We start from the raw sequence: 22,284 nt of genomic DNA, 5'->3' as shown, positions 1-22,284 counted from the left end.
GGCCCGCCGTCAGGCCGAGCGGCGCTCCTGCGGGGCGGCCACGTCGCTGAGCAGGCGGTCGATCGTGCCCTCCGCGGTGGCACCGCCGAACTCCGCCTCGGCGTCGAGGACCAGGCGGTGCGCCCACACGGGCCGCAGCAGGTCCTTCACGTCGTCGGGCAGCACGTAGTTGCGCCCGTGCGCCGCCGCCCACACCTTCATGCAGCGCACCAGCGCCAGCGCGCCGCGCACGGAGACGCCGACGTGCACGTCGGCCGCCGCGCGCGACTCCTCCGCCAGGCGCGAGACGTACTCGAGCACGGCCGGGTCCACGTGGGTGGCGGCGGCGAGGTTCGCCATCTCCACCACGGCCTGGCCGGTGATGACGGGCTGCAGGCCCGCGCTGCGGTCGCGCACGGCCGAGCCCGCGAGGATCTCCACCGTGGACGCGAGGTCCGGGTAGCCGATCGAGGTCTTCATGAGGAAGCGGTCCAGCTGCGCCTCCGGCAGGCGGTAGGTGCCGGCCTGCTCGATGGGGTTCTGCGTCGCGACCACCATGAAGGGGCTGCCCGCGGCGTGCGTGACGCCGTCGACGGTGACCTGCCCCTCCTCCATCACCTCGAGGAGCGCGGACTGCGTCTTCGGCGAGGCACGGTTGATCTCGTCCGCGAGCACGATGTTCGCGAAGATCGGGCCCTTGTGGAACTCGAACGTGCCCGACTTCTGGTCGTAGATCGTCACGCCCGTGACGTCGGACGGCAGCAGGTCCGGCGTGAACTGGATGCGGTGGTTCGTGCCCTGCACGCTCGCCGCCATCGAACGGGCGAGCATCGTCTTGCCCGTGCCCGGCGCGTCCTCCAGCAGCAGGTGGCCCTCGGCCAGCATGCACGTGAGCGCCAGGCGGATCTGGTCCTCCTTGCCCAGCACGGCCTGCGCGACGTTCCCGACGAGGCGGTCGAAGGTCTGGGCGAACCAGGTCGCCTGCTCGGGGGTCATCGTGCTCATCGCTTCATCTCTCCAGGGTCGTGCGTCGGATGTCGGGTCAGTGCCTGTAGGGAGCGGGTGGAGGACGTTTAGTGCCACCAGGTCGTGCGGACGGACATGCTGAAGCTGCCGTCCACCATCACCCAGGCCTGGGCGCCGTTGGTGATGCCGAGCACGCACGGCAGGTCGACGGAGCCGTTCGCCGCGAGGTACGCCGAGTAGGAGCGTCCCGCTCGGACGATGTTGCTGTCCTGGCCGTCGGCGTTGGACCAGCACTCGAACGTGTGCGTGCCCGTGGGGAACGTCGAGTTGGCGTTCACGCGGTAGCGGTTGCAGGCGTCGGTGTTGCAGCCTTCGACGTGCGAGATCGGGCCCTTGCTGACCGTCACCTGCGGCGGCGGGGGCGGCGGGTCGGTGGTGCCGCTCGCGCTGCTGCCCGACGTGCAGCCGGCGGTGTTGCAGGCCTTGACGGAGACGGTGTAGCTCTTCGACCAGCCGCCCGCGACGTCGACACGGCCCGTGCCGTCGCCGCTGCCGCTCTGCGAGCCGGAGAGCGTCCAGCTCACCGTGCCGGTCTTGCCGTTCCAGCTGCCCGGCCCGCTGACGGTGAAGTACCCGTCGTCGCCCGCCGTCTTCGTCCAGCTCACGCTGGGCGCGGACGGCGCGCTGTACCTCGTCACCGCGTTCGACCTCCCGCTGGCGGACGACGTGCCGCCGGCGTTGGTCGCCGTCACCGTGAACGTGTACGACGTGCCGTTCGCCAGGCCGGACGTGAACGACAGGCTGCGGCCGGACGTCGTCATGGTCTGCCCGTTCGAGGCCGTGACCGTGTAGGACGTCACCGGCGAGCCGTTGGCGTCCGCGGCGTTCCACGAGACGACCGGCGTGCCCTTGCCGTCGGACGCGGCGACCCCGGTGGGTGCCTCCGGCTTGCCGAAGGGCACCACCGCGTTGGACGCCGGGCTGGACGCGCCCTTGCCCGCCTTGTTCTCGGGCACCACGGTGAACGTGTACGTGCCCTCGTTGTCCAGGCCGGTCGCGCTGTACGAGGTCCCGGAGACCGACTCGGTCTTCACCGCCGCGCCGCCCTTGAGGGTGGTGACGTGGTACGTCCGCACGGCGTCGCCGTTGGAGTTCGGCGCCGACCAGCTGACGGCGATCTTGCCGCCCAGCGGGTCGGAGACGCGGGACGCGGTCGGGGCGGCCTGGTCGAGCGGGACGCCGGCGGGGATCTCCTCCGCGGAGGCCGCGCCCCAGTCGGACGGGTCGGGCGCCTCGTTCACGGCCTGCACCGCGACGGTGTACGCCGTGCCGTTCTTCAGCCCGTCCCACGTGTAGCTCTGCCCGGTGACGCAGGCGACCTCGGTGACGCCGCTCGCGGGCGCGGGCGAGATCCGCAGGTTGACGCACTTGATGGGCGAGCGGTCGGTGTAGGTCGCGTTGACCCAGGTGACGTCGATCGACCCGTCGCCGAACGCCAGCGACGGCGCCGCCGGCGGGTCCGGCTTCTCGTCCGGCCGGGCCTCGGCGGAGGCCGGGGACGCCGGGGAGTCCCCCACCTCGTTGGTGGCCACGACGGTGAAGGTGTACTTCACGTTGTTGGTCAGCCCGTCGAGCGTGCACGTGGTCGTGGCGCAGTCGAACGCGTCACCGCGGTTCGAGGTCACGGTGTAGCCGGTGATGTCCGCGCCGTTGTTGAGCGGCGGCGTCCAGGACAGGACGACCGTCTCGGAGCGCACCTCCTCGACGACCGGCGTCGCGGGCGCCTCGGGCACGCCCAGCACGGACAGGGTGATCCGGCCCTCGACGAGCCGGTCCGGGTCCTGGGTCGCGTCCTCGACGCGGTAGTAGGCGACCAGGGTGCCGACGAAGTCGCCCGCGGGCGTCACGACCACCTTGTCGCCGTCCACGACGGCCTCGCCGTCGCCGGTCTCCACGCCGCTGCCGATGAGCCCGAGGCCCTTCGGCGCGAACGGGTCGATGTCGTTGGCCAGCACGGGCACGGCGACCGCCTTGCCCTGGTGCGCGCCGTCGACGGTGTCGGGGTTCGCCTTCGCCAGCGGGCGCGTGGAGGCGACCACCGTCGCGGTGAGCGAGCCCTTCACGGGGGAGTTCTCGCCGTCGGACACGGTGAACGGGATCGTGTGGCTGGTGCCCTTGGTGGTCTCGGGCGCCGCCTGGAGCGTCACGACGGACCCGGTGAGGACGGCGCTCACGCCCTTCGGCGCGGAGCCGAGCGAGAAGGTCAGCGGGTCGCCGTCGGGGTCGGTCGCGAAGCGCGCCAGGTCGACGGTGCTCTCCTCGCCCGCCGCGACGCTGCCCGAGGGCGCGCCGGGCTCGGGCGGCAGGTTCTCCGGCGGCAGCACGGTGATCGGCACCTGGACCATCGCGGTGTGCGCGTCGTCCTCGGGCCCGTCGCCCAGGCCGTCGGTGACCAGCACGCCGACGGCGGCGGGCCCGACGTAGTCCTCGTCGGAGGTGTAGACGAGCCGCTGCTTGTCCTTGACGACCACGGCGCCCGCCACCGCGCTCGCGCTGCCGGCGTCGGCGATCGCCACCTTGCCGCCCTCGGCGACGACGACGGCGTCCGCGAGGTCGACGGTGAGCGCCTCGCCCGACCGCACCTTCAGGGGCGAGAAGCTCGGCTTGAGCATCGGCGCGGGGCCCTCGGGGTCCTCGGCGTCCGCGCTCGGCTGCTTCGACGCCGGCACCTGGACGAACGCCTTGGCCTGCAGGCCGTCCTGATCGGTCACGGTGTACGTCAGGAGCTGGCGCTCGGCGGTGAGGCGCACCTCGAGGACGCCGTCGTCACCGACGGTGGCCGTGTCGGCGTCGACCGAGACGGCCAGGTCGCTCGCCGCGCCGTCCGGGTCCTCGTCGTTGTCGAGCACCGCGACCGTGACGGACGACTGGTCGGCCTTGACGGCGCCCGGCATCACGACGTCGTCGCGCGCGACCGGCGGCAGCAGCGGCGCGTCCTCGGCGACCTCGAGCGTCACCGCGCCCATCGCGCGGGCGCCCCACGAGTCCTCGATCGCGTAGTAGAAGCCGTACGAGCCGTCGTCGTCCGGGGTGCGCACGACGATCCGCTCGCCCTCGACCTTCGGCGTCAGCGGCTCCTTCGCCTCCAGGGCGCCGGGCACGAGGCCGAACTGGTCGCCGTCCGGGTCGGAGTCGTTGCGCAGCGGCGCGACGGCGACGTTGCGCCCCGGCCGGGCCGTGACGACGTCATCCTCCGCGAGCGGGGGGTGGTTGGTGGTGGGCGGCGGGGCGATGCCGATCCGCACCGTGCCCTCCGCCGTCTCGCCCCGCGCGTCGACGACGGCGTACGTGAGGGAGTCCTGGCCGACGACGCCGCGCGTCGCCCTGAAGTCGACGTAGCGCCCGTCGACGATCTCCGCGATGCCCTTGACCGGCGGCCTCACGAGGTTGACGAGCTGCACGGAGTCGCCGTCCGGGTCGACGCCGTCCAGCGGCACCTGCACGCGCACGGTGCCCCCGGACACGACCCGCGCCTGCACGTCCGGCGGCGTCGGCGGCCGGTTGTCCTTGCCGTCGCGGACGTGGATCGTGACCTGGGCGGAGTCCTCCTGGCCGTTCTCGTCCGTCACCGTGTAGATGGCGTAGGCGGTGGTCGCCTTCGGGCCGGCGCGGAACCGCAGCCGCCCCTCGGAGACGAACAGCTCGCCCTGCTCGGGCTCGACCGTCTGCACCAGCTCGTCGTCGAGGGTGAGCTCCAGCCCGTCCGGGTGGGTGTCGTTGTCGAGGACGTCGATGTTCACGTAGTCGCCCACGCGCACCGTCGCCTCGTCCGCGGCCGCGCTCGGGGGCTGCAGCCGCGCCGGCGCCGGGACCGGCAGCACGCGGACCTGGCCCGTCGCCGTGCCGGAGCCGTTGGAGACCGTGTAGGTGAGGGTGACCGCCTCGGAGATCCGGCGGCTCTCGGTGACGCGCAGCATCTGGTGCCCGAGCACGGCCACGGCGACGCCCGCGTCGTCCGGCACGTCCACCGACTGCACCACGAGCACGCCGCCCGCCGGGTCGCTGTCGTTCGCCAGCACGTCCACGAGCGTCGACCCGCCCGCCGGGAGGAGCGCGGTGTCCGCCACGACCACCGGGTCGCCGGTGGCCTCGTCCGGGTCCAGCACGTCCACGCGCACCACGCCCGTGGTGGCGTTCGGGCCGTCGGTGACCTGGTAGAGCACGTCGTAGGACTTCGGCTCCTGCGCCAGGAACGTGAACGTGCCCGCGTCGTAGTTCGGCGTGATCCGGGCCGGCGACGCCTCGCTGACGTTGGCCAGGCGGAGCTCGTCCCCGTTCGGGTCGGAGTCGTTCTTCAGGGGCTCGACCGTCACCGGCTGGCCCGCGGCCACCACCACGTGGTCGCCCACCGCGACGGGCGGCTTCTGCGTCGCGCCGACGACGTCGACCCAGAGCGTGCCCTCGGTGCTCTTGCCGCGGCCGTCGTTGACCGTCAGCGCGACCTTCTTGCGCCCTGTCGTCTTGCCGTCGTCGCGGAACTCGACCGTGCCGTCCGGGGACGTGCGCACCTCGTCGCCCTTGACCGCGGACGCCGCCGTGCCGAGCAGCAGGTCGTCGCCGTCCGGGTCGCGGAAGTACGACAGCACGCGGATCTCGCCCTTGCCGCCCTGCGGCACGGTGAGCACCGGCTCGCCGGTCTGCTCGGGCGCCTCGTTCTCGCTCCACGGCACCACGCTCAGGTGGACGCTCGCCTCGTCGTGCCCGCCGCGGCCGTCCGAGACCACGTACGAGAACGTCACGGAGCCGGTCGCGTCCTCGGGGACGACGGCCTGCAGCGCCGCGCCGCCGAGCACCTCCTGCAGCGTCATGCCGTCGGGCTGGTCGCCCGCCAGGGCGGCGGTGATGACGTCGCCGTCGGGGTCGAGGTCGTTGGCCAGGACGTCGAGCACGGTGGCGCGGCCGGGCCGCACGCCGAACTTGTCGTCCTTCGCGACGGGCGGGTCCTGCTTCTCCCGGTCGACGACGGTCTGGTCGACCATCTCGGGGGTGTCGTCCTCCGCGTTCGGGTCGTCGCCGTCGCCCTCCTCGGGGAGCTGGACGTCCCAGTCGTCGACCTTCTCGTACTCGTCGAGCGCCATCCACAGGGTGCCGGCGGTGAGGTCGTTGAGCACGACGTTGCCGCGGTTGACGCGGTAGGCCAGCCGCGTGTCCTGGTCGATGCCCTCGAGCACCTTGCTGACGTCGAGGTCGGTGCCCTCGCAGTCGCGCACGATCTGCCCGGTGCCGGACCAGGCCCCGTACAGGCAGCCGCCGAGCTGGACGGGCTGCGCCGGGGTGCCGGACGCCTTCCGCGTCGTCGACGCGCCGCCGCCCAGCGGCTGCACCACGAGCGCGCCGCTCGTCGCGTAGGCGACGGAGGTGCCCTCCGCGCCCGGGAGCTGGAGCTGCGCGCCCTGCGCGTCGGCCACGTCCACGACGTCGCCGCCCGGCAGCCGGAGCTTCCCGCGGGTGCGGTCCAGCACGACGAGGTCGTCGCCCACGGTGGTGAGGACGACGTCGTCGCCCTCGGAGGTCAGGTCCAGCCCGGAGGTGCGGGGGGCCTCGCCCGGCTCCAGCGTCCACAGGACGTCGCGGGCGGGCACGACGGCGTAGACGATGCCGGACTCGGAGACGACGACGTCCGCCGCCCCGTCGAGCGCCGCGGTGGGCTTCGCCTTCGTCGTGTCGAGCGCGGCGAACCGGTCGAGGCTCGTGACCCACAGGGACCCGGACTCGTCGTCGACGACGGCGACGCGCCCGCCGCCCATCGAGGCCTCGGCCCCGGCGGGGACCGCGGTGCTGGACGCGAACTTCAGCCGGGCCGGGTCCACCACGTTGCCGGTGCTGGAGCCGTCGTCGCTCACCAGGACCTGGCTCGCCTGCTGGTCCACGTCGAAGGACGAGCTGCCCGCGAGCATGGTGCCGTCGAGCGAGCGGGCCTCGGTGTTGAACCGGCCCACCAGGCCGGAGGACTCGTTGGTGACCCAGACGCCCGAGTCGTCCAGGTCGACGTCGGCCGTCGCCTCGCCCTGGTACAGCACGGCCGCGGCGACGACGCCGCCCGAGAGCGCGAGGACCACCGTGGTCGAGATCGACGCACGGCGGTCGGCACGCAGGCGCGAGAGCACGCTCACTGTTCCCCCGGATGTGTGGGCGCCGACCGTCCGACGCCCCTCGTCGACCGCACCCAGCGCCCGCACAGGATAGCCAGTCTTCGTCCGCCCGGGATACCGATTCCGCCCCTCGGGCATGGGGAGAGGTCCCCATGCCCGAGGCGTTCCCGGGCAATCGTCACGATGCGGTCACCGACCGGCCGTCGTCACCAGATCACCGTGTTGCTGGTCAGGCCGAGGCTCGTCGTGACCTTCACGCTGTCACCGCCGCCGCCGTAGTAGCACCACAGGTCGCGGGGTCCGGCATTGCCGTTGGCGTCGGTCCTCGTCCTTTCCGTGGGGGCCTTCATCCAGTTCGTGCCCGCGGTGTTGAACTTCCGGCCGTCCGCGATGCACTCGTAGGTGAAGGTGGTGTTCGGCTTGGCGTCGCGGACGGTGATCCGCAGGTAGGCGCATGCCGCCCCGTCGCACGCGCCGTACTCGCGCTCGCCGTCGGCGCTGGTACCCCGCTGGAGCGTCAGCGACGGCTGCGGCGCAGCGTCCGACGTGGCCGCCGCGCACTTCTGGTTCGACTGGCCCTCCGTGTCGGTCGCCGTCACGCAGATCTGCTTGGTGTCGGAGTACCCCGCGCTCACGGTGTCGCTGCCGGACTTCGCCGAGCTCGACAGGGCGCCGCTGACCTTCACCGAGATGTTCCGGCCGTTGGTGCTGGTCGACCAGCTGAACGACACCTTCTGGTCGCCGCCCGTCGCGGAGACGTTCGGGGTCGGGACGGGGCCGAACGGCGTCACCGCGCCCGAGTACGCCGTCCACGCCGAGCAGCCGCCGGCGTTGCAGGCCTGGACCCGGAACTTGTACGCGGTGCCGTTCGACAGCCCGCCGTACGTCATGGACGTCCCGGTGGTCGTGGTGCTGCCGCCCTGGTCCGTGGCGACCGTGTAGGTGACCGCGGCGCCGTTGTCGTCGGAGGCGCCCCACGACACCTTCGCCTGCCCGCTCATGCCCTTTCCGACGCTCGCGCTGGGCGCGCCGGGCGTGGGCGGCTTGCCGTACGGCGTCACCGCGTTCGAGGCGCCGCTCGTGCCGCCCTTGCCGGCCTTGTTCTCCGCGGTGACGGCGAACGTGTACGAGCCCTTGGTGTCGAGGCCCTCGAACGTGGTGGACGTCGCGCCCGTCACCGTGCGCGTGTCGACCTTGGAGCCGCCCTTGAGGACGTCCACGGTGTACGCCTTCACGGCGTCGCCGTTGTCGTTCGGCGCGGCCCACGACACGTCGACCTGACCCCCGTCCGGGGCGATCTCCGAGCTCACCCGCGAGGCCGTGGGCGCCGCGGGCGCGTCGGGCTTGCCCGCGGGGATCTCCGACGTCGACCAGGTACCCCAGTCGGACGGGTCCGGCGCGTCGTTCACGGCCTGGATCCGCACCTTGTAGGCGGTGCCGTTGGTGAGCCCCTCCCAGACGATGCGCTGCCCGGTGACGCCCACCTTCTGCGTCTCGCCGTTCGCCGGCGCGGGCGAGATCTCCAGGTTCACCGACGTGATCGGCGACCGGTCGGAGTACGAGGCGTTGGCCCAGGTCACGGTGAGCGAGCCGTCGCCGAACTCCAGCTGGGGCGCGGCCGGCGGGTCCGGCTTCTGGTCCGGACGGGCGTCCTCGGAGGCCGGGGACGGGTCGGACGCCCCGACCTCGTTGTTCGCGACGACCGTGAACGTGTAGGTGACGTTGTTGGTCAGCGGCGTCAGGGTGCAGGTGGTGGTGGCGCACTCGAAGGTGTCGCCCTGGTTCGAGGTCACGGTGTACCCGGTGATCTCGGAGCCGTTGTTCGCCGGCGGCGTCCACGACAGCACGACCGTCTCGGACCGCACCTCCTCGACCACGGGCCTCGACGGCGCCTCCGGCACGCCGATGACGTTGACGGTCACCCGGCCCTCGACCTGGCGGTCCGGGTCCTTGGTGGCGTCCTGCACCGTGTAGCGCACCACGAGCGTCCCGACGAAGTCCTCCTTCGGCGTGACGACGACCTTGCTGCCGTCCGAGGTCGCGTCGCCCCGGCCGGTCTCGACGACCGGCTGCCCGACGAGCTCGAGCGGCCCGCGGTCGGCGAACGGGTTGGTGTCGTTGGCCAGCACCGGCACGGAGACCGGCTTGCCCTGGTGCGCGTCCTTGACGACGTCGTCGACGGCGCGCGCGAGCGGGCGCGTGGACGCGACGACCTCGACGGTGAGCTTGCCGTCCACCGGCGGGTGCTCGTCGTCGGTCACCGTGAACGGCACGGTGAGCGTGGTGCCCTTCGGGGTCTCGGGCGACGCCTCGAGCGTCACGCGGCCGCCCTTCAGGGTGGCGCCGAGACCGCCCGGCAGCCTGCCGAGCTGGAAGCGCAGGTCGTCGCCGTCCGGGTCCTTGGCGAACCGGCCGAGGTCGACGGCGCTCTCCTCCCCCGCCGCGACCTGGCCGGACGGGGAGCCCGGCTCGGGCGGCAGGTTCTCGGGGGGCAGCACGGTGATCGGCAGGGTCAGCACGGCCGAGTGGCCGTCCGGGTCGTCCGGGCCGGTGCCGTCGGTGACCTCGAAGGTGACGCCGGCCGGGCCCGTGTAGTCGTCCCGGGGCGTGTACGTCATGGTGGTCCTGCCGGTCACCTCGACGCCGCCCTCCAGCGCGGTGACCTGGTCCTCCGTGGTCAGGCGGGGCGTGCGCCCCTCGACCACCAGGACGTGGTCGGCGATGTCGATCTTCAGCGACTCGCCGGCGAGCACCTCCAGCGGCGCCTGCCCCGGCTTGAGGATCGGCTCGGCCGCGGCGAGGCCCGGCACGACGGCGAAGGCCTTCGACGTGAGCCCGTCCACGTCCGTCACGGTGTAGGTGATCACCTGGCGACGCTCCGTGAGGGTGACGTCCAGCTCGCCCTCGGGCGTCACGGTCACCCCCGTGGCGTCGGTCGTGACCTGGAGGTCGTCGGCCGCGCCGTCCGGGTCCTCGTCGTTGTCGAGCACCGGCACCGTCACGGACGTGCGGCCGAGGATGTCGGCCACGGGCACCGAGTCGTCGCGCGCGATCGGGGCGAGCAGGGGCGCGTCCTTCGCGACCTGCACGCTGACGGACGCCGAGGCCCGCGCCGCGTACGTGTCCTCGATCGCGTAGAAGAAGGTGGTCGTGCCCTCGGCGCTCGGCGACTGCACGACGATCCGGTCCTCGGACACCTTGGCCCCGAGGTCCTTGCCGCCCTCGAGGGCGCCCGGCACGAGGCCGATCTGGTCGCCGTCGGGGTCGGAGTCGTTCTCCAGCGCCGGGACGGCGACCCGGCGGTCGGGGCGCACGGTGACCTCGTCGTCCTGGGCCACGGGCGGCTGGTTGGTGGCCGGCGGCTGCGCGATGCCGACCCGGATCACGCCCGTGGCCACCTCGCCCCGCGCGTCCTGCACGGTGTAGCGGAACGTGTCGAGGCCGCGGGCGTCCTTGCTGGCCGCGTAGTCGACGTACCCGTCGACGACGTCGGCGCGGCCCTGGGCCGGGCCGGTCGCCAGGCCCGTGAGCTGCACCGAGTCGCCGTCGGGGTCGATGCCGTCCAGCGGCACCGGGATGCGGACCGTGCCCCCGGACAGGGCCCGCGCGTCCACGTCGCGGGGCAGCGGCGCGGCGTTGTCCTTGCCGCCGCGGATGTGGATCGTGACCTGGGCGGAGTCCTCCTGCCCGTTCGGGTCGCGCACCTTGTAGATGGCGTACGCCGTGCCGGGCTTCGACCCCGCGCGGAAGCGCAGGCGGTTCTCGGAGACGAACAGCTCGCCCTGCGCCGGGTCGACCGACTGCTCCAGCTCGTCGGCCAGCGTGAGCTCCAGGCCGTCGGGGTGGGAGTCGTTGGCCAGCACGTCGACGTTCACGTAGTCGCCCGCGCGCACGGTGACCTCGTCCGGCGCGGCGTTCGGCGGCTGCAGGCGGTCCGGCGGCGGCACGGGCAGCACGCGCACCTGGCCCGTGGAGGTCTCGGTGCCGTTGGAGACGGTGTAGCGCAGCGTGACCGTCTCGGAGATGCGCCGGGTCTCGGTGATGCGCAGCATCTGGTGCCCCAGGACCGCGACGCTCACCCCCGCGTCGTCCGGCACGTCCACCGACTGCACCACGAGCACGCCGCCCGCCGGGTCGGTGTCGTTGGCCAGCACGTCCACGAGGGTCGAGCCGCCCGACGGCAGCAGCGCGGTGTCCGCGACCACCACGGGCGCGCCCTGCGCGGCGTCCGGGTCCTGCACGTCGACCCGCACGACGCCCGTCGTGGCCTCCGGGCCGTCGCTCACCTGGTAGAGCACGTCGTACGACTTGGGCTCCTGGGCCAGGAACGTGAACGTGCCCGAGTCGTAGTTCGGGGTGATCTCGGCGGGCGCGGCGTCGGCCACGCTGGCCAGCCGCAGCTCGTCGCCGTTGGGGTCGGTGTCGTTCTTCAGCGGCTCCACCGTCACCGGCTGGCCGGCCGTGACCACCACGTGGTCCCCGACCGCGACCGGCGGCTGGTTGCCGTCGCCGAGCACGTCGACGTTCAGCACGCCCTCGACGACCTCGCCCCGGCCGTCGCCGACCGTGAGCTTGACCTTCTTGCGCCCCGTGGACGTGCCGCCGTCGCGGAACTCGACCGTGCCGTCCGGGTAGGCCCGCACCTCGTCGCCCTGCACCGTCGGCGCGGCCGTGAGGAGGATGACGTCGTCGCCGTCCGGGTCGCGGAAGTACGGCAGCACCTTCATCGACGCCTTCTTGCCCTGCTGCACCCGCAGCACCGGGCTGCCCTCCTGCTCGGGCGCGGCGTTCTCGTCCTCGGGCACCACCCGGAGCTTGACCGTGGCCTGGTCGGTGCCGCCGCGGCCGTCGTCGGCCTCGTAGGTGAACGTGGCCGAGCCGGTCGCGTCGGCGGGCACGACCGCCTGCAGGGCCTTGCCGCCCATGACCCGCTCCACGCGCACGCCGTCCGGCTGGTCGCCGACGAGGGACGCGGTCATCACGTCGCCGTCCGGGTCGAGGTCGTTCGAGAGCACGTCGAGCACCGTCGCCCGGCCCTGGCGGACGCCGAAGTCGTCGTCCTTCGCGACGGGCGGGTCCTCCTTCTTCCGGTCGAGGACGGTGGTGTCGACCAGCTCGGGCTTGGCGTCCTCCGCGTCCTCGTCGGAGCCCTCGGCCTGCTCCGGGAGCTTGATGTCCCAGTCGTCGACCTTCTCGTACTCGTCCAGCGCCATCCACAGCGTGCCCGCCGTGAGGTCGTTCAGCACCACGTTGCCGCGGTTCACGCGGTACTCGAGCTCCGTGGACTGGTCGATGCCCTCGAGCACCTGGTCGAGGTCGCGGTCCGTGCCCTCGCAGTCGCGCACGATCTGCCCCGAGCCCGACCACGCGCCGTACAGGCAGCCGCCGAGCTGCACCGGCGCGGCGGGGGTGCCCGACGCCTGCCGCGACGTGGCCGCGCCGCCACCCAGCGGCTGCACCACCAGCGAGTCCGCGGTCGCGTACGCCACCGAGCCGGACCCCTGGCCGGGCTGCTGCAGGCGCGCGTCCTGGGCGCCGGAGACGTCGACGACGTCGCCGCCCGGCAGGCGCAGCTCGCCGGTGGTCCGGTCGAGGAGCACGAGGTCGTCGCCCACCGTGGTCAGCTCGACGTCGTCGCCCTCGGACAGCATCCCGAGCTTCGTCGTGGCCGGGTCCTTGCCCGGCGCCACCGTCCACAGCACGTCCCGGGCCGGCACGGCGGCGTACGCGGTGCCCCCCTCGGACACGACGACGGACGCCGCCCCGTCGAGCTCCGCCGTCGGGTCCGCCTTCTGCGTGTCGAGGCCGGCGAAGCGGTCCACGGTGGTGACCCACAGGGACCCGGACTCGCCGTCCACGACGGCGACGCGCCCGCCGCCCATGGAGGTCTCGGCGGCGCCCGGCAGCTTCGTCGTCGAGCCGAACTTCAGGCGCGCGACGTCGACGACGCTCCCCGCGTGGGTGCCCTTGTCGTCCACGAGCACCTGGCTCGCCTGCTGGTCCACGTCGAACGCCGAGCTGCCCGCCAGCATCGTGCCGTCCAGCGCCTTGGCCTCGGTGTTGAACCGACCCACCAGACCCGACGCCTGGTTCGTCACCCACACGCCCGAGTCGTCGAGGTCGACGTCCGCCGTCGCCTGGCCCTCGTAGAGGACAGCCGCGGTCACCATGCCCGCGGAGACTGCCAGGACCACTGCCGTCGAGACCGACGCGCGACGGTTTCCGCGCAGACGCGTGAACACGCTGAATGACTCCCCTGTTGGCCGACGACCCGGGTCGAACTCCCCCCGCCCGGGCCGACGTCGGCGCGGTGCGATCGCGCGGACAGGATAGCCAGAATTCACCCGCCCGAGGCAAGGAATCCCGGTCCCCGGGCATGGGGAGAGGTCCCCATGCAGGTCCCCGTGGCCGGGCCCGCGGACCCCCGGGAGGGCCCGTCACCAGGTGGTGCGCCGGTACTCCTTGCCGTCGATCTTCACCGCCACCTGCTTGCCCGGGTAGCCGAAGTAGCACAGGAGCTGCTTCTTCCCCGACTCGGGCAGGCTGATGTCGTAACCCGCGCCGGACTCGGTGATGTCGCTCCACCCGTCCCGGTCGTCGCCGTAGCAGTTCACGTGGTGGGTGCCGGGCTTGAAGTTCTTCGTGTTCACCACGAAGTACGCGCACGAGCCGTCCGTGCAGCCCGGCTGCCCCTTCGCGCTCGGCCCGCGGGTCACCCAGGCGTCCGCCTGGAGGGCGGAGGCGTCCTTGCAGGTCTGGTTCGACTGCCCCTCCTTGTCCTTCGCGGTGACGCAGACCCGCTTGTTCTGGCCCGGGTCGGCCGTGACCGTCTTCGTGCCGGACCCGGCGGAGGAGGTGAACGCCCCCGTGACGCTCACGGTGACCGGTCGGCCGTTCTCGGTGGTGCCCCACGTGAACTTCACGCCGTTGCTCTGGCCGGTGGCGCTCACCGACGGCGCGGGCACCGGGCCGAACGGCGTGACCGCGCCGGTCCAGGCCGTCCAGTCCGAGCAGCCCGCCGCGTTGCACGCCTGGACGTGGAACCGGTAGGCGGTCCCGTTCGACAGCCCGGAGAACCGCGTCGACGTCCCGGTGGTCGTCGTGCTGCCGCCCTTGTCGGTCGCCACCGTGTACGTGACGGGGTTGCCGTTGTCGTTCGCGGCGCCCCACGAGACGGCGGCCTGGCCGCTCATCCCCGTGCCGACCTTCGCGCTCGCGGCGCCCGGCACGCCGGGCTTGCCGAACGGCGTCACCGCGTTCGACCTCCCGCTCGTGCCGCCCTTGCCCGCCTTGTTCTCGGCCGTCACCGCGAAGGCGTAGCTCCCCTTCCGGTCGAGCCCCTCGAGGCTCTGCGAGGTGCCGGAGACCGTGCGGGTCTCCACCTTCGAGCCGTTCTTGAAGACGTCGAGGTAGTACTTCTTCACGGCGTCGCCGTTGTCCTCCGGTGCGCCCCAGGTGACCTTCACCTGGCCGCCCAGCGCGTCGTCGACGCGCGAGGCCGACGGCGCCGCGGGGGCGTCCGGCGGGCCGGCCGGCACCATCGTGGTGGACCACGCGCCCCAGTCCGACGGGTCGGGCGCGGAGTTCACCGCCTGGATCCGCACCTTGTACGCCGTGCCGTTCGTCAGGTGGTCCCACGCGATGCGCTCGCCGGTGACGCTCACCTTCTGCGTCTGGCCGTTCGCGGGCGCCGGCGAGATCTCCAGGGTCACCGACGAGATCTGCGACCGGTCGGAGTACGTCGCGTTGTCCCACGTCACCGTCAGCGAGCCGTCCCCGAACTCCAGCTGGGGCGCGGCCGGCGGGTCCGGCTTCTCGTCCGGACGCGCCTCCGCCGACGGCGGCGACTTCTTCGAGGGCCCGACGTCGTTGGTCGCGACCACCGTGAACGTGTAGGTCACGTCGTTGGTCAGGCCGCCCAGCGTGCAGGTGGTCGTGGCGCAGTCGAACGTGTCGCCGCGGCTCGACGTCACGGTGTACCCGGTGATCTCGGAGCCGTTGTTGCCCGGCGGGGTCCACGACAGCACGACCGTCTCCGAGCGCACCTCCTCCACGACCGGCGTCGCCGGGGCCTCGGGCGCGCCGACGACGTTCACCGTGATGCGCCCCTCGACCTGCCGGTCGGGGTCCTTGGTGGCGTCCTGCACCGTGTACCGCACCACCATCGTGCCCACGAAGTCGGCCTGCGGGGTGACGACCACCTGGTCGCCGTCCACGGTGGTGCCGCCCTGCCCGGTCTCGAGGACGGCGTCGCCGACGAGCTCGAGCGAGCCGCGGTCGGAGAACGGGTTGGAGTCGTTGGCGAGCACCGGCACGGAGACCGCCTGGCCCTGGTGGGCGTCGTCGACCGTGTCGTCGACAGCGCGCGCCAGCGGCCGGGTCGAGGCCACCACCTCGACGGCGAGCTCGCCGTCCACGGGCGGGTGCTCGTCGTCGGTCACGGTGAACGGCACCGTCAGCGTGGTGCCCTTGGGGGTGTCGGGCGACGCCTCGAGCGTGACCCGCGAGCCCGCCGTCGTCGCGCGCAGCCCCTTCGGCAGCGCGCCGAGCTCGAACCGCAGGTCGTCGCCGTCCGGGTCCTTGGCGAACCGGCCGAGGTCGACCACGTTCTCCTCCCCCGCCGCGACCTGGCCGGACGGGGAGCCCGGCTCGGGCGGCAGGTTGTCCGGCGGCAGTACGGTGATCGGCAGCGTCAGCACCGCCGTGTGCCCCTCCGGGTCGTCGGGGCCGTCGCCGTCCGTCACCTCGAAGGTCACGCCCGCCGGTCCGGTGAAGTCCTCCCGCGGCGTGTACGTCAGCGTCGTCGTGCCGGTCACCTCGGCCTCGCCCTCGAGGCCGGTCACCTCGTCCGCCGTCGTCAGGCGCGGGCTGCGGCCCTCGACCACCAGCACGTGGTCGGCGATGTCGACGTCCAGGGACTCGCCCGAGGGCACCTCGAGCGGCGCCTGCCCCGGCCTGAGGATCGGCTGCACCGAGGTGAGGCCGGGGACGACGACGAACGCCTTCGCGCTCTGCCCGTCCACGTCCGTCACGGTGTAGGTGATCACCTGGCGCTGCTCGGCGAGCTCGACCTGCACCTCGCCGTCGGGCGTCACCGTCGCGGCGGACGAGTCGGTCCCGAGCTCGAGGTCGTCGGTGGACCCGTCCGGGTCCTCGTCGTTGTCCAGCACCGGGACGGTCACCGTCGTCTTGCCGAGCAGGTCCGCCACCGGCACGGAGTCGTCGCGCGCGACCGGCCGCTGCAGCGGCGCGTCCTTCGCGACGGTCACGCTCACGGCGGCGGAGCCGCGCGCCGCGTACGTGTCCTCGATCGCGTAGAAGAAGGTCGTGGTCCCCTCCTCGCCCGGGGTCTGCACGACGATCCGGTCCTCCGACACCTTGGCCCTGAGGTCGTCGCCGCCCTCCAACGTCCCCGGGACCAGGCCCACCTGGTCGCCGTCGGGGTCGGAGTCGTTCCCCAGCGCCGGGATCGCGACGCGCCGGTCGGGGCGCACGGTGATCTCGTCGTCCTCGGCGACGGGCGGCTGGTTCGTCGCGGGCGGCTGCGCGATGCCGACCCGGACCACGCCCGTGGCCACCTCGCCGCGGGCGTCCTGGACGGTGTACCGGAAGGAGTCGAGGCCGCGGGCGTCCTCGCTCGCCTCGTAGTCGACGTACCCGTCGACCACCTCGGCACGACCCTGGGCGGGCCCCGTCGCGAGGCCCGTGAGCTGCACGGAGTCGCCGTCGGGGTCGATGCCGTCCAGCGGGACGGGGATCCGCACCGTCCCGCCCGCGAGCGTGCGGGCGTCGACGTCGTGCGGCACGGGCGCCGCGCTGTCCTTGCCGCCGCGGACGTGGATCGTGACCTGGGCGGAGTCCTCCTGCCCGTTCGGGTCGCGCACCGTGTAGATCGCGTAGGCGGTGCCGGCCTCGGGGCCGGCGCGGAACCGCAGCCGGTCCTCGGAGACGAACAGGTCGCCCTGCTCCGGGTCCACCGACTGCTCCAGCTCCTCGCCGAGCGTCAGCTCCAGGCCGTCGGGGTGGGAGTCGTTGGCCAGCACGTCGATGTTCACGTAGTCGCCCACGCGCACCGTGACCTCGTCCGGTGCCGCGTTCGGCGGCTGCAGCCGGTCCGGCGGCGGCACCGGCAGCACGCGCACCTGCCCGGTCGACGTGTCGTTGCCGTTCGACGCCGTGTACTCCAGGACGACCGGCTCGGAGATGCGCCGGGTCTCGGTGATCCGGAGCATCTGGTGGGACAGGACCGCGACGCTCACGCCCGCGTCGTCCGGCACCCGCACCGACTGCACCACCAGGACGCCGCCCGTCGGGTCGGTGTCGTTCGCCAGGACGTCCACGAGGGCGGACCCGCCCGCGGGCAGCATCGCCGCGTCGCTCACGACGATCGGCGCGCCGCTCGCCTCCTTCGGGTCCTGCACGTCCACGCGCACCACGCCGGTGGTCGACGACGGGCCGTCGCTGACCTGGTAGAGCACGTCGTAGGACTTCGGCTCCTGCGCCAGGAACGTGAACGTGCCCGCGTCGTGGTTCGGCGTGATCTCCGCCGGGGCGGCCGGGCTGACCTTGGAAAGGCGCAGCTCGTCGCCGTTGGGGTCGGTGTCGTTCGTCAGCGGCTCGATCGTCACCGGCTGGCCGGCGGTCGCGACGACGTGGTCGCCCACGGCCACCGGCGGCTCGTTGCCCTCGCTGAGCACGTCGACGTCCAGCGTGCCCTCGACGACCTCGCCCCGCCCGTCGCCGACGGTCAGCCTGACCTTCTTGCGCCCGGTCGACGTGCCGCCGTCGCGGAACTCCACCGTGCCGTCCGGGTAGGCCCGCACCTCGTCGCCCTGCACCGTCGAACGGGCGGTGGCGAGGTACACGTCGTCGCCGTCCGGGTCGCGGAAGTACGGCAGCACCTTGATGGTCGCCGTCTTGCCCTGCTGCACCCGCAGCACCGGGCTGCCGTCCTGCTCCGGCGCGGCGTTCTCGTCCTCCGGCGACACGCGCAGCCGCACGGTGGCCCGGTCGGTGCCGCCGCGGCCGTCGTCGGCCTCGTAGGTGAACGTCGTCGAGCCGGTCGCGTCCGCGGGCACCACCGCCTGCAGCGCCTTGCCGCCCATGACCCGCTCCACGCGCAGCCCGCCCGGCTGCTCGCCCACCAGCGACGCCGTGATGACGTCGCCGTCCGGGTCGAGGTCGTTCGACAGCACGTCGAGCACGGTGGTGCGCCCGGGCCGCAGCCCGAGGTCGTCGTCCTTCGCCACGGGCGGGTCCTGCTTCTCCCGGTCCACCACGGTGTTGTCGACCAGCTCCGGCTTCGCGTCCTCCGCGTCCTCGTCGGAGCCCTCCGCCTGCTCGGGGAGCTGGACGTCCCAGTCGTCCACCTTCTGGTAGTCCTCGAGCGCCATCCACAGCGTGCCCGCGGTGAGGTCGTTCAGCACCACGTTGTTCCGGTTCACGCGGTACTCGAGCTCCGTGGACTGGTCGATGCCCTCGAGCACCTGGTCGAGGTCGCGGTCCGTGCCCTCGCAGTCGCGCACGATCTGCCCCGAGCCCGACCACGCGCCGTACAGGCAGCCGCCGAGCTGCACCGGCGCGGCGGGGGTGCCCGACGCCTGCCGCGACGTGGCCGCGCCGCCACCCAGCGGCTGCACCACCAGCGAGTCCGCGGTCGCGTACGCCACCGAGCCGGACCCCTGGCCGGGCTGCTGCAGGCGCGCGTCCTGGGCGCCGGAGACGTCGACGACGTCGCCGCCCGGCAGGCGCAGCTCGCCGGTGGTCCGGTCGAGGAGCACGAGGTCGTCGCCCACCGTGGTCAGCTCGACGTCGTCGCCCTCGGACAGCATCCCGAGCTTCGTCGTGGCCGGGTCCTTGCCCGGCGCCACCGTCCACAGCACGTCCCGGGCCGGCACGGCGGCGTACGCGGTGCCCCCCTCGGACACGACGACGGACGCCGCCCCGTCGAGCTCCGCCGTCGGGTCCGCCTTCTGCGTGTCGAGGCCGGCGAAGCGGTCCACGGTGGTGACCCACAGGGACCCGGACTCGCCGTCCACGACGGCGACGCGCCCGCCGCCCATGGAGGTCTCGGCGGCGCCCGGCAGCTTCGTCGTCGAGCCGAACTTCAGGCGCGCGACGTCGACGACGCTCCCCGCGTGGGTGCCCTTGTCGTCCACGAGCACCTGGCTCGCCTGCTGGTCCACGTCGAACGCCGAGCTGCCCGCCAGCATCGTGCCGTCCAGCGCCTTGGCCTCGGTGTTGAACCGACCCACCAGACCCGACGCCTGGTTCGTCACCCACACGCCCGAGTCGTCGAGGTCGACGTCCGCCGTCGCCTGGCCCTCGTACAGCACGGCAGCCGTCACGACGCCGCCGGCGACGGCGACGACGACAGCGGTGGAGACGGACGCACGACGGTCGGCGCGCAGCCGCGTCAGCAAGCTCAAGATTCCCCCGGAGGACGATGACCTGGGCAGACACCCGACACGAGGCGGTGACGCCCCCGTGCGATCGCCGGCCCAGGATAGGCAGACCCCACCCACAGGCGACAGGGGTTTGTCCCCGTCTGTCCACAGGGAGCGCCCCGTCGCGCACCTGATACCCCGGGCACCCGTCCGCTCAGCGCGCCAGCCGCTCCACCACTGTCCCGTACACGCGCGGGAGCCGCGCGGCGGCGGGCACGACCGCGCTCCGGAGCGGCGAGCCCGCGGCGGCGACGAGGCCGGTGGTCAGCAGGCGGTAGTCCCGGGTGACGCGCGCCCAGCGGCGCTCGTAGGCGGCCGGGTCGTCGAGGTGCTCGACCGCCGCGCGCGCCTGCGCCAGCCCCACGCGCAGCCCCTCCCCCGTGAGCGCGTCGACGTACCCGGAGGCGTCGCCCACCAGCCGGACCTGCCCCGCGGTGCGGGCCGCGGAGCGCACGCGCAACGGTCCGGCGCCGCGCAGCGGCCCGGCCGCCGCTCCCTCGAGCCGTGCGGCGAGCCGCGGCAGCGTGGCGAGCTCGGCGTCGAAGTCGACGCCGGCCGGGCCCAGCAGCGCGACGCCGACGAGGTCCGCGGCCACGGGGGTCACGTACGCCTCGACGCGCGGGCCCCAGTGCACCTCGACCAGGTCGGACCACGGCGCCACCCGGTAGTGCCGCCGCAGGCCGAAGCGCCGCCGGTCCGCCGCCCGCCGGCCCCGGCCCGGCACCGCGCGCGGCGCGACGACCTCCAGACCCGTCTCCCGCCGCACCCGGGAGTGCAGCCCGTCGCAGGCGAGCAGCCACCGCGCCCGCAGGCCGCCCGCCGTCACCAGCCCCCCGGACTGCTCGACGGTCGTGACCCGGCGCGCCAGCACGACCGTCCCCGCGTCCCGGGCCGCCTCGTGCAGCGTCGCGTGCAGCACCGTCCGGCGCACCCCGCGTCCGGGGCCGGCGGCGAACCGGTGGTCCGCGACGACGTCGCCCTGCCGGTAGGAGATGCCACCCAGGTCGTGACCGGGCGGGTCGACGCCGAGCCGGCGGACCGCGGCGAGCGTGCCCGGCATGAGCCCCTCGCCGCACGCCTTGTCGACCGGGGCCGGCCGGGGCTCGAGGATCACGACGTCGAGCCCCGCGCGGCGGGCCTCGAGGGCGGCCGCCAGCCCGACCGGCCCGCCGCCGGCCACGACCACGTCGGCGTCCGGGGTCACGGCGCGCTCACCCGGCGCGCGCGTCGTCCGCCAGGCGCAGCGCGCGCTCCTCGGCGGGGACGCGGAACCCGAGCAGCAGCCACGCGTTCAGGACGGTGAAGACGACGGCGGTCAGCCAGGCGGTGTGCACCAGCGGCAGCGCGACGCCCTCGAGGACGACCGCCACGTAGTTCGGGTGCCGGAACCACCGGTACGGGCCACCGGACACGAGCGGCAGCCCCGGGACCACGATCACGCGGGTGTTCCAGCGCTCCCCGAGCGTCGCGATGCACCACCAGCGCAGCGCCTGGCTCGCGAGCACCAGCGCCAGCATCGGCCAGCCCAGCCACGGCAGGAACGGCCGGTCCAGCAGCACCACCTCGGCGACGCACGCGAGCAGCAGCCCGGTGTGGAGCGCCACCATCGCCGGGAAGTGGCCGCGCCCCGACTCGACCCCGCCGCGCGCGAACGACCAGCGGGCGTGCCGGGCCGAGACGACGAGCTCGGCGACCCGCTCGGCCCCGGTCGCGAGCACCAGCGCGACGTACAGCGCCACCGACGTGCTCACGCGACCTCCCGCCCGCGCAGGAGGACGAGCTCGGCGGACACGCCGGGTCCGAACGCCATGAGCACCGCCCACCCCCCGGGCGGCGGCGCGCCGTCGTCGAGCGTCGAGGCCAGCACGTGCAGCACGGACGACGACGAGAGGTTGCCCTGCGCCTCGAGGGTCGAGCGGGTGCGGGCCAGCGCCGCCTCGTCGAGGCCCAGCGCGTCGCGGACGGCGTCGACGATCTTCGGCCCGCCCGCGTGCACCACCCAGGTCCCGACGTCCGTCACCTCCAGGTCGTGCGCGGCGAGGAGGTCCTTGACGTCGCCGGCGAGGTGCGCGCGCAGCAGGTGGGGCAGCTCCGCCGAGAGCACGATGCCGAACCCGCTGTCCCGCACGTCCCAGCCGAGCTGGTCCTCGGTACCCGGGTAGAGCCGGCTCCGCGTCGCCACGACCTCGGGGACCGGCCGGCCGGCCGGGACCGCGACGTCCTCGCCCCCGAGGACGACGGCGCTCGCCCCGTCCCCGAACAGGCCCGACGACACGAGGTTGGCGGTCGACGCGTCGTCCCGCTGGAACGTCAGCGAGCACAGCTCCACCGAGACCAGGAGCGCCCTGCCCCGCGGACGGCCGCGCAGGTACTCGTGCAGCAGGCCGAGGCCCGCCGCGCCGCCCGAGCACCCCAGCCCGAACGACGGCACCCGGCGCACGTCCTGCCGCAGCCCGAGCCGGCCCACGAGGGACGCGTCGATCGACGGCGCGCCGATCCCAGTCACCGAGGTGAAGAACAGCAGGTCGACGTCCTGCGGGTCGACCTCAGCGGCCGCGAGCGCCGTGCGCGCGGCCTGCTCCGCCAGGTCGGTGCCCTCCCGGACGAAGTGCGCGTTGGACTGCGCGAAGGACGTCGGCCCGGCGTACGCGGGCAGCGGGAGCGCCAGGTGGCGGGTGCGCACCCCCGACGACGCGTGCAGCCGGCGCGCGAGGGCGCGGCGCGACGCGTCGGCCGCGAGC

At 73.7% G+C, this 22,284-nt stretch carries 7 protein-coding genes; all 7 read right to left on the bottom strand.

Annotated elements, in window-relative coordinates:
• Positions 1-9 precede the first annotated feature (9 nt).
• Positions 10-984 (bottom strand): AAA family ATPase, encoded by a 975-nt coding sequence (locus ACFU5J_RS05055; RefSeq protein WP_430574525.1) that lies wholly within the window; start codon positions 982-984, stop codon positions 10-12.
• Positions 985-1,052: 68 nt separating this feature from the next.
• Positions 1,053-7,112 carry an Ig-like domain-containing protein gene (locus ACFU5J_RS05050; RefSeq protein WP_430578032.1) on the bottom strand — a complete coding sequence of 2,020 codons (6,060 nt, stop codon included), beginning with the start codon at positions 7,110-7,112 and terminating at the stop codon, positions 1,053-1,055.
• A 191-nt stretch (positions 7,113-7,303) separates the two neighbouring features.
• A complete protein-coding gene (locus ACFU5J_RS05045) occupies positions 7,304-13,267 on the bottom strand; it encodes an Ig-like domain-containing protein (RefSeq protein ID WP_430578031.1) in 5,964 nt (1,987 codons plus the stop codon).
• Positions 13,268-13,534: 267 nt separating this feature from the next.
• Complete coding sequence (locus ACFU5J_RS05040) at positions 13,535-19,525, bottom strand: Ig-like domain-containing protein (RefSeq protein ID WP_430578030.1); 5,991 nt, start codon at positions 19,523-19,525, stop codon at positions 13,535-13,537.
• Between the two features lie 172 nt (positions 19,526-19,697).
• Complete coding sequence (locus ACFU5J_RS05035) at positions 19,698-20,747, bottom strand: NAD(P)/FAD-dependent oxidoreductase (protein WP_430578029.1); 1,050 nt, start codon at positions 20,745-20,747, stop codon at positions 19,698-19,700.
• 7 nt (positions 20,748-20,754) lie between these two features.
• Positions 20,755-21,282, bottom strand: a complete 528-nt coding sequence (locus tag ACFU5J_RS05030) for an isoprenylcysteine carboxyl methyltransferase family protein (protein WP_430575352.1) — start codon at positions 21,280-21,282, stop codon at positions 20,755-20,757.
• An 8-nt stretch (positions 21,283-21,290) separates the two neighbouring features.
• Positions 21,291-22,284 (bottom strand): type III polyketide synthase (locus tag ACFU5J_RS05025; protein WP_430578028.1); only part of this gene is annotated, 994 nt, incomplete at its 5' end.

This window comes from Isoptericola sp. NPDC057559, from assembly GCF_042801555.1.
Taxonomy (GTDB): Bacteria; Actinomycetota; Actinomycetes; order Actinomycetales; family Cellulomonadaceae; genus Isoptericola.
Note: the sequence above shows the minus strand (reverse complement) of the source record. Positions and strands in the feature narration are given on the sequence as shown.

Excerpts from the sequence above, each read along its gene's own strand:
- ACFU5J_RS05055 (WP_430574525.1), bottom strand. The coding sequence starts at position 984 with ATGAGCACGATGACCCCCGAGCAGGCGACCTGGTTCGCCCAGACCTTC.
- ACFU5J_RS05045 (WP_430578031.1), bottom strand. The coding sequence starts at position 13,267 with ATGGTGACCGCGGCTGTCCTCTACGAGGGCCAGGCGACGGCGGACGTC.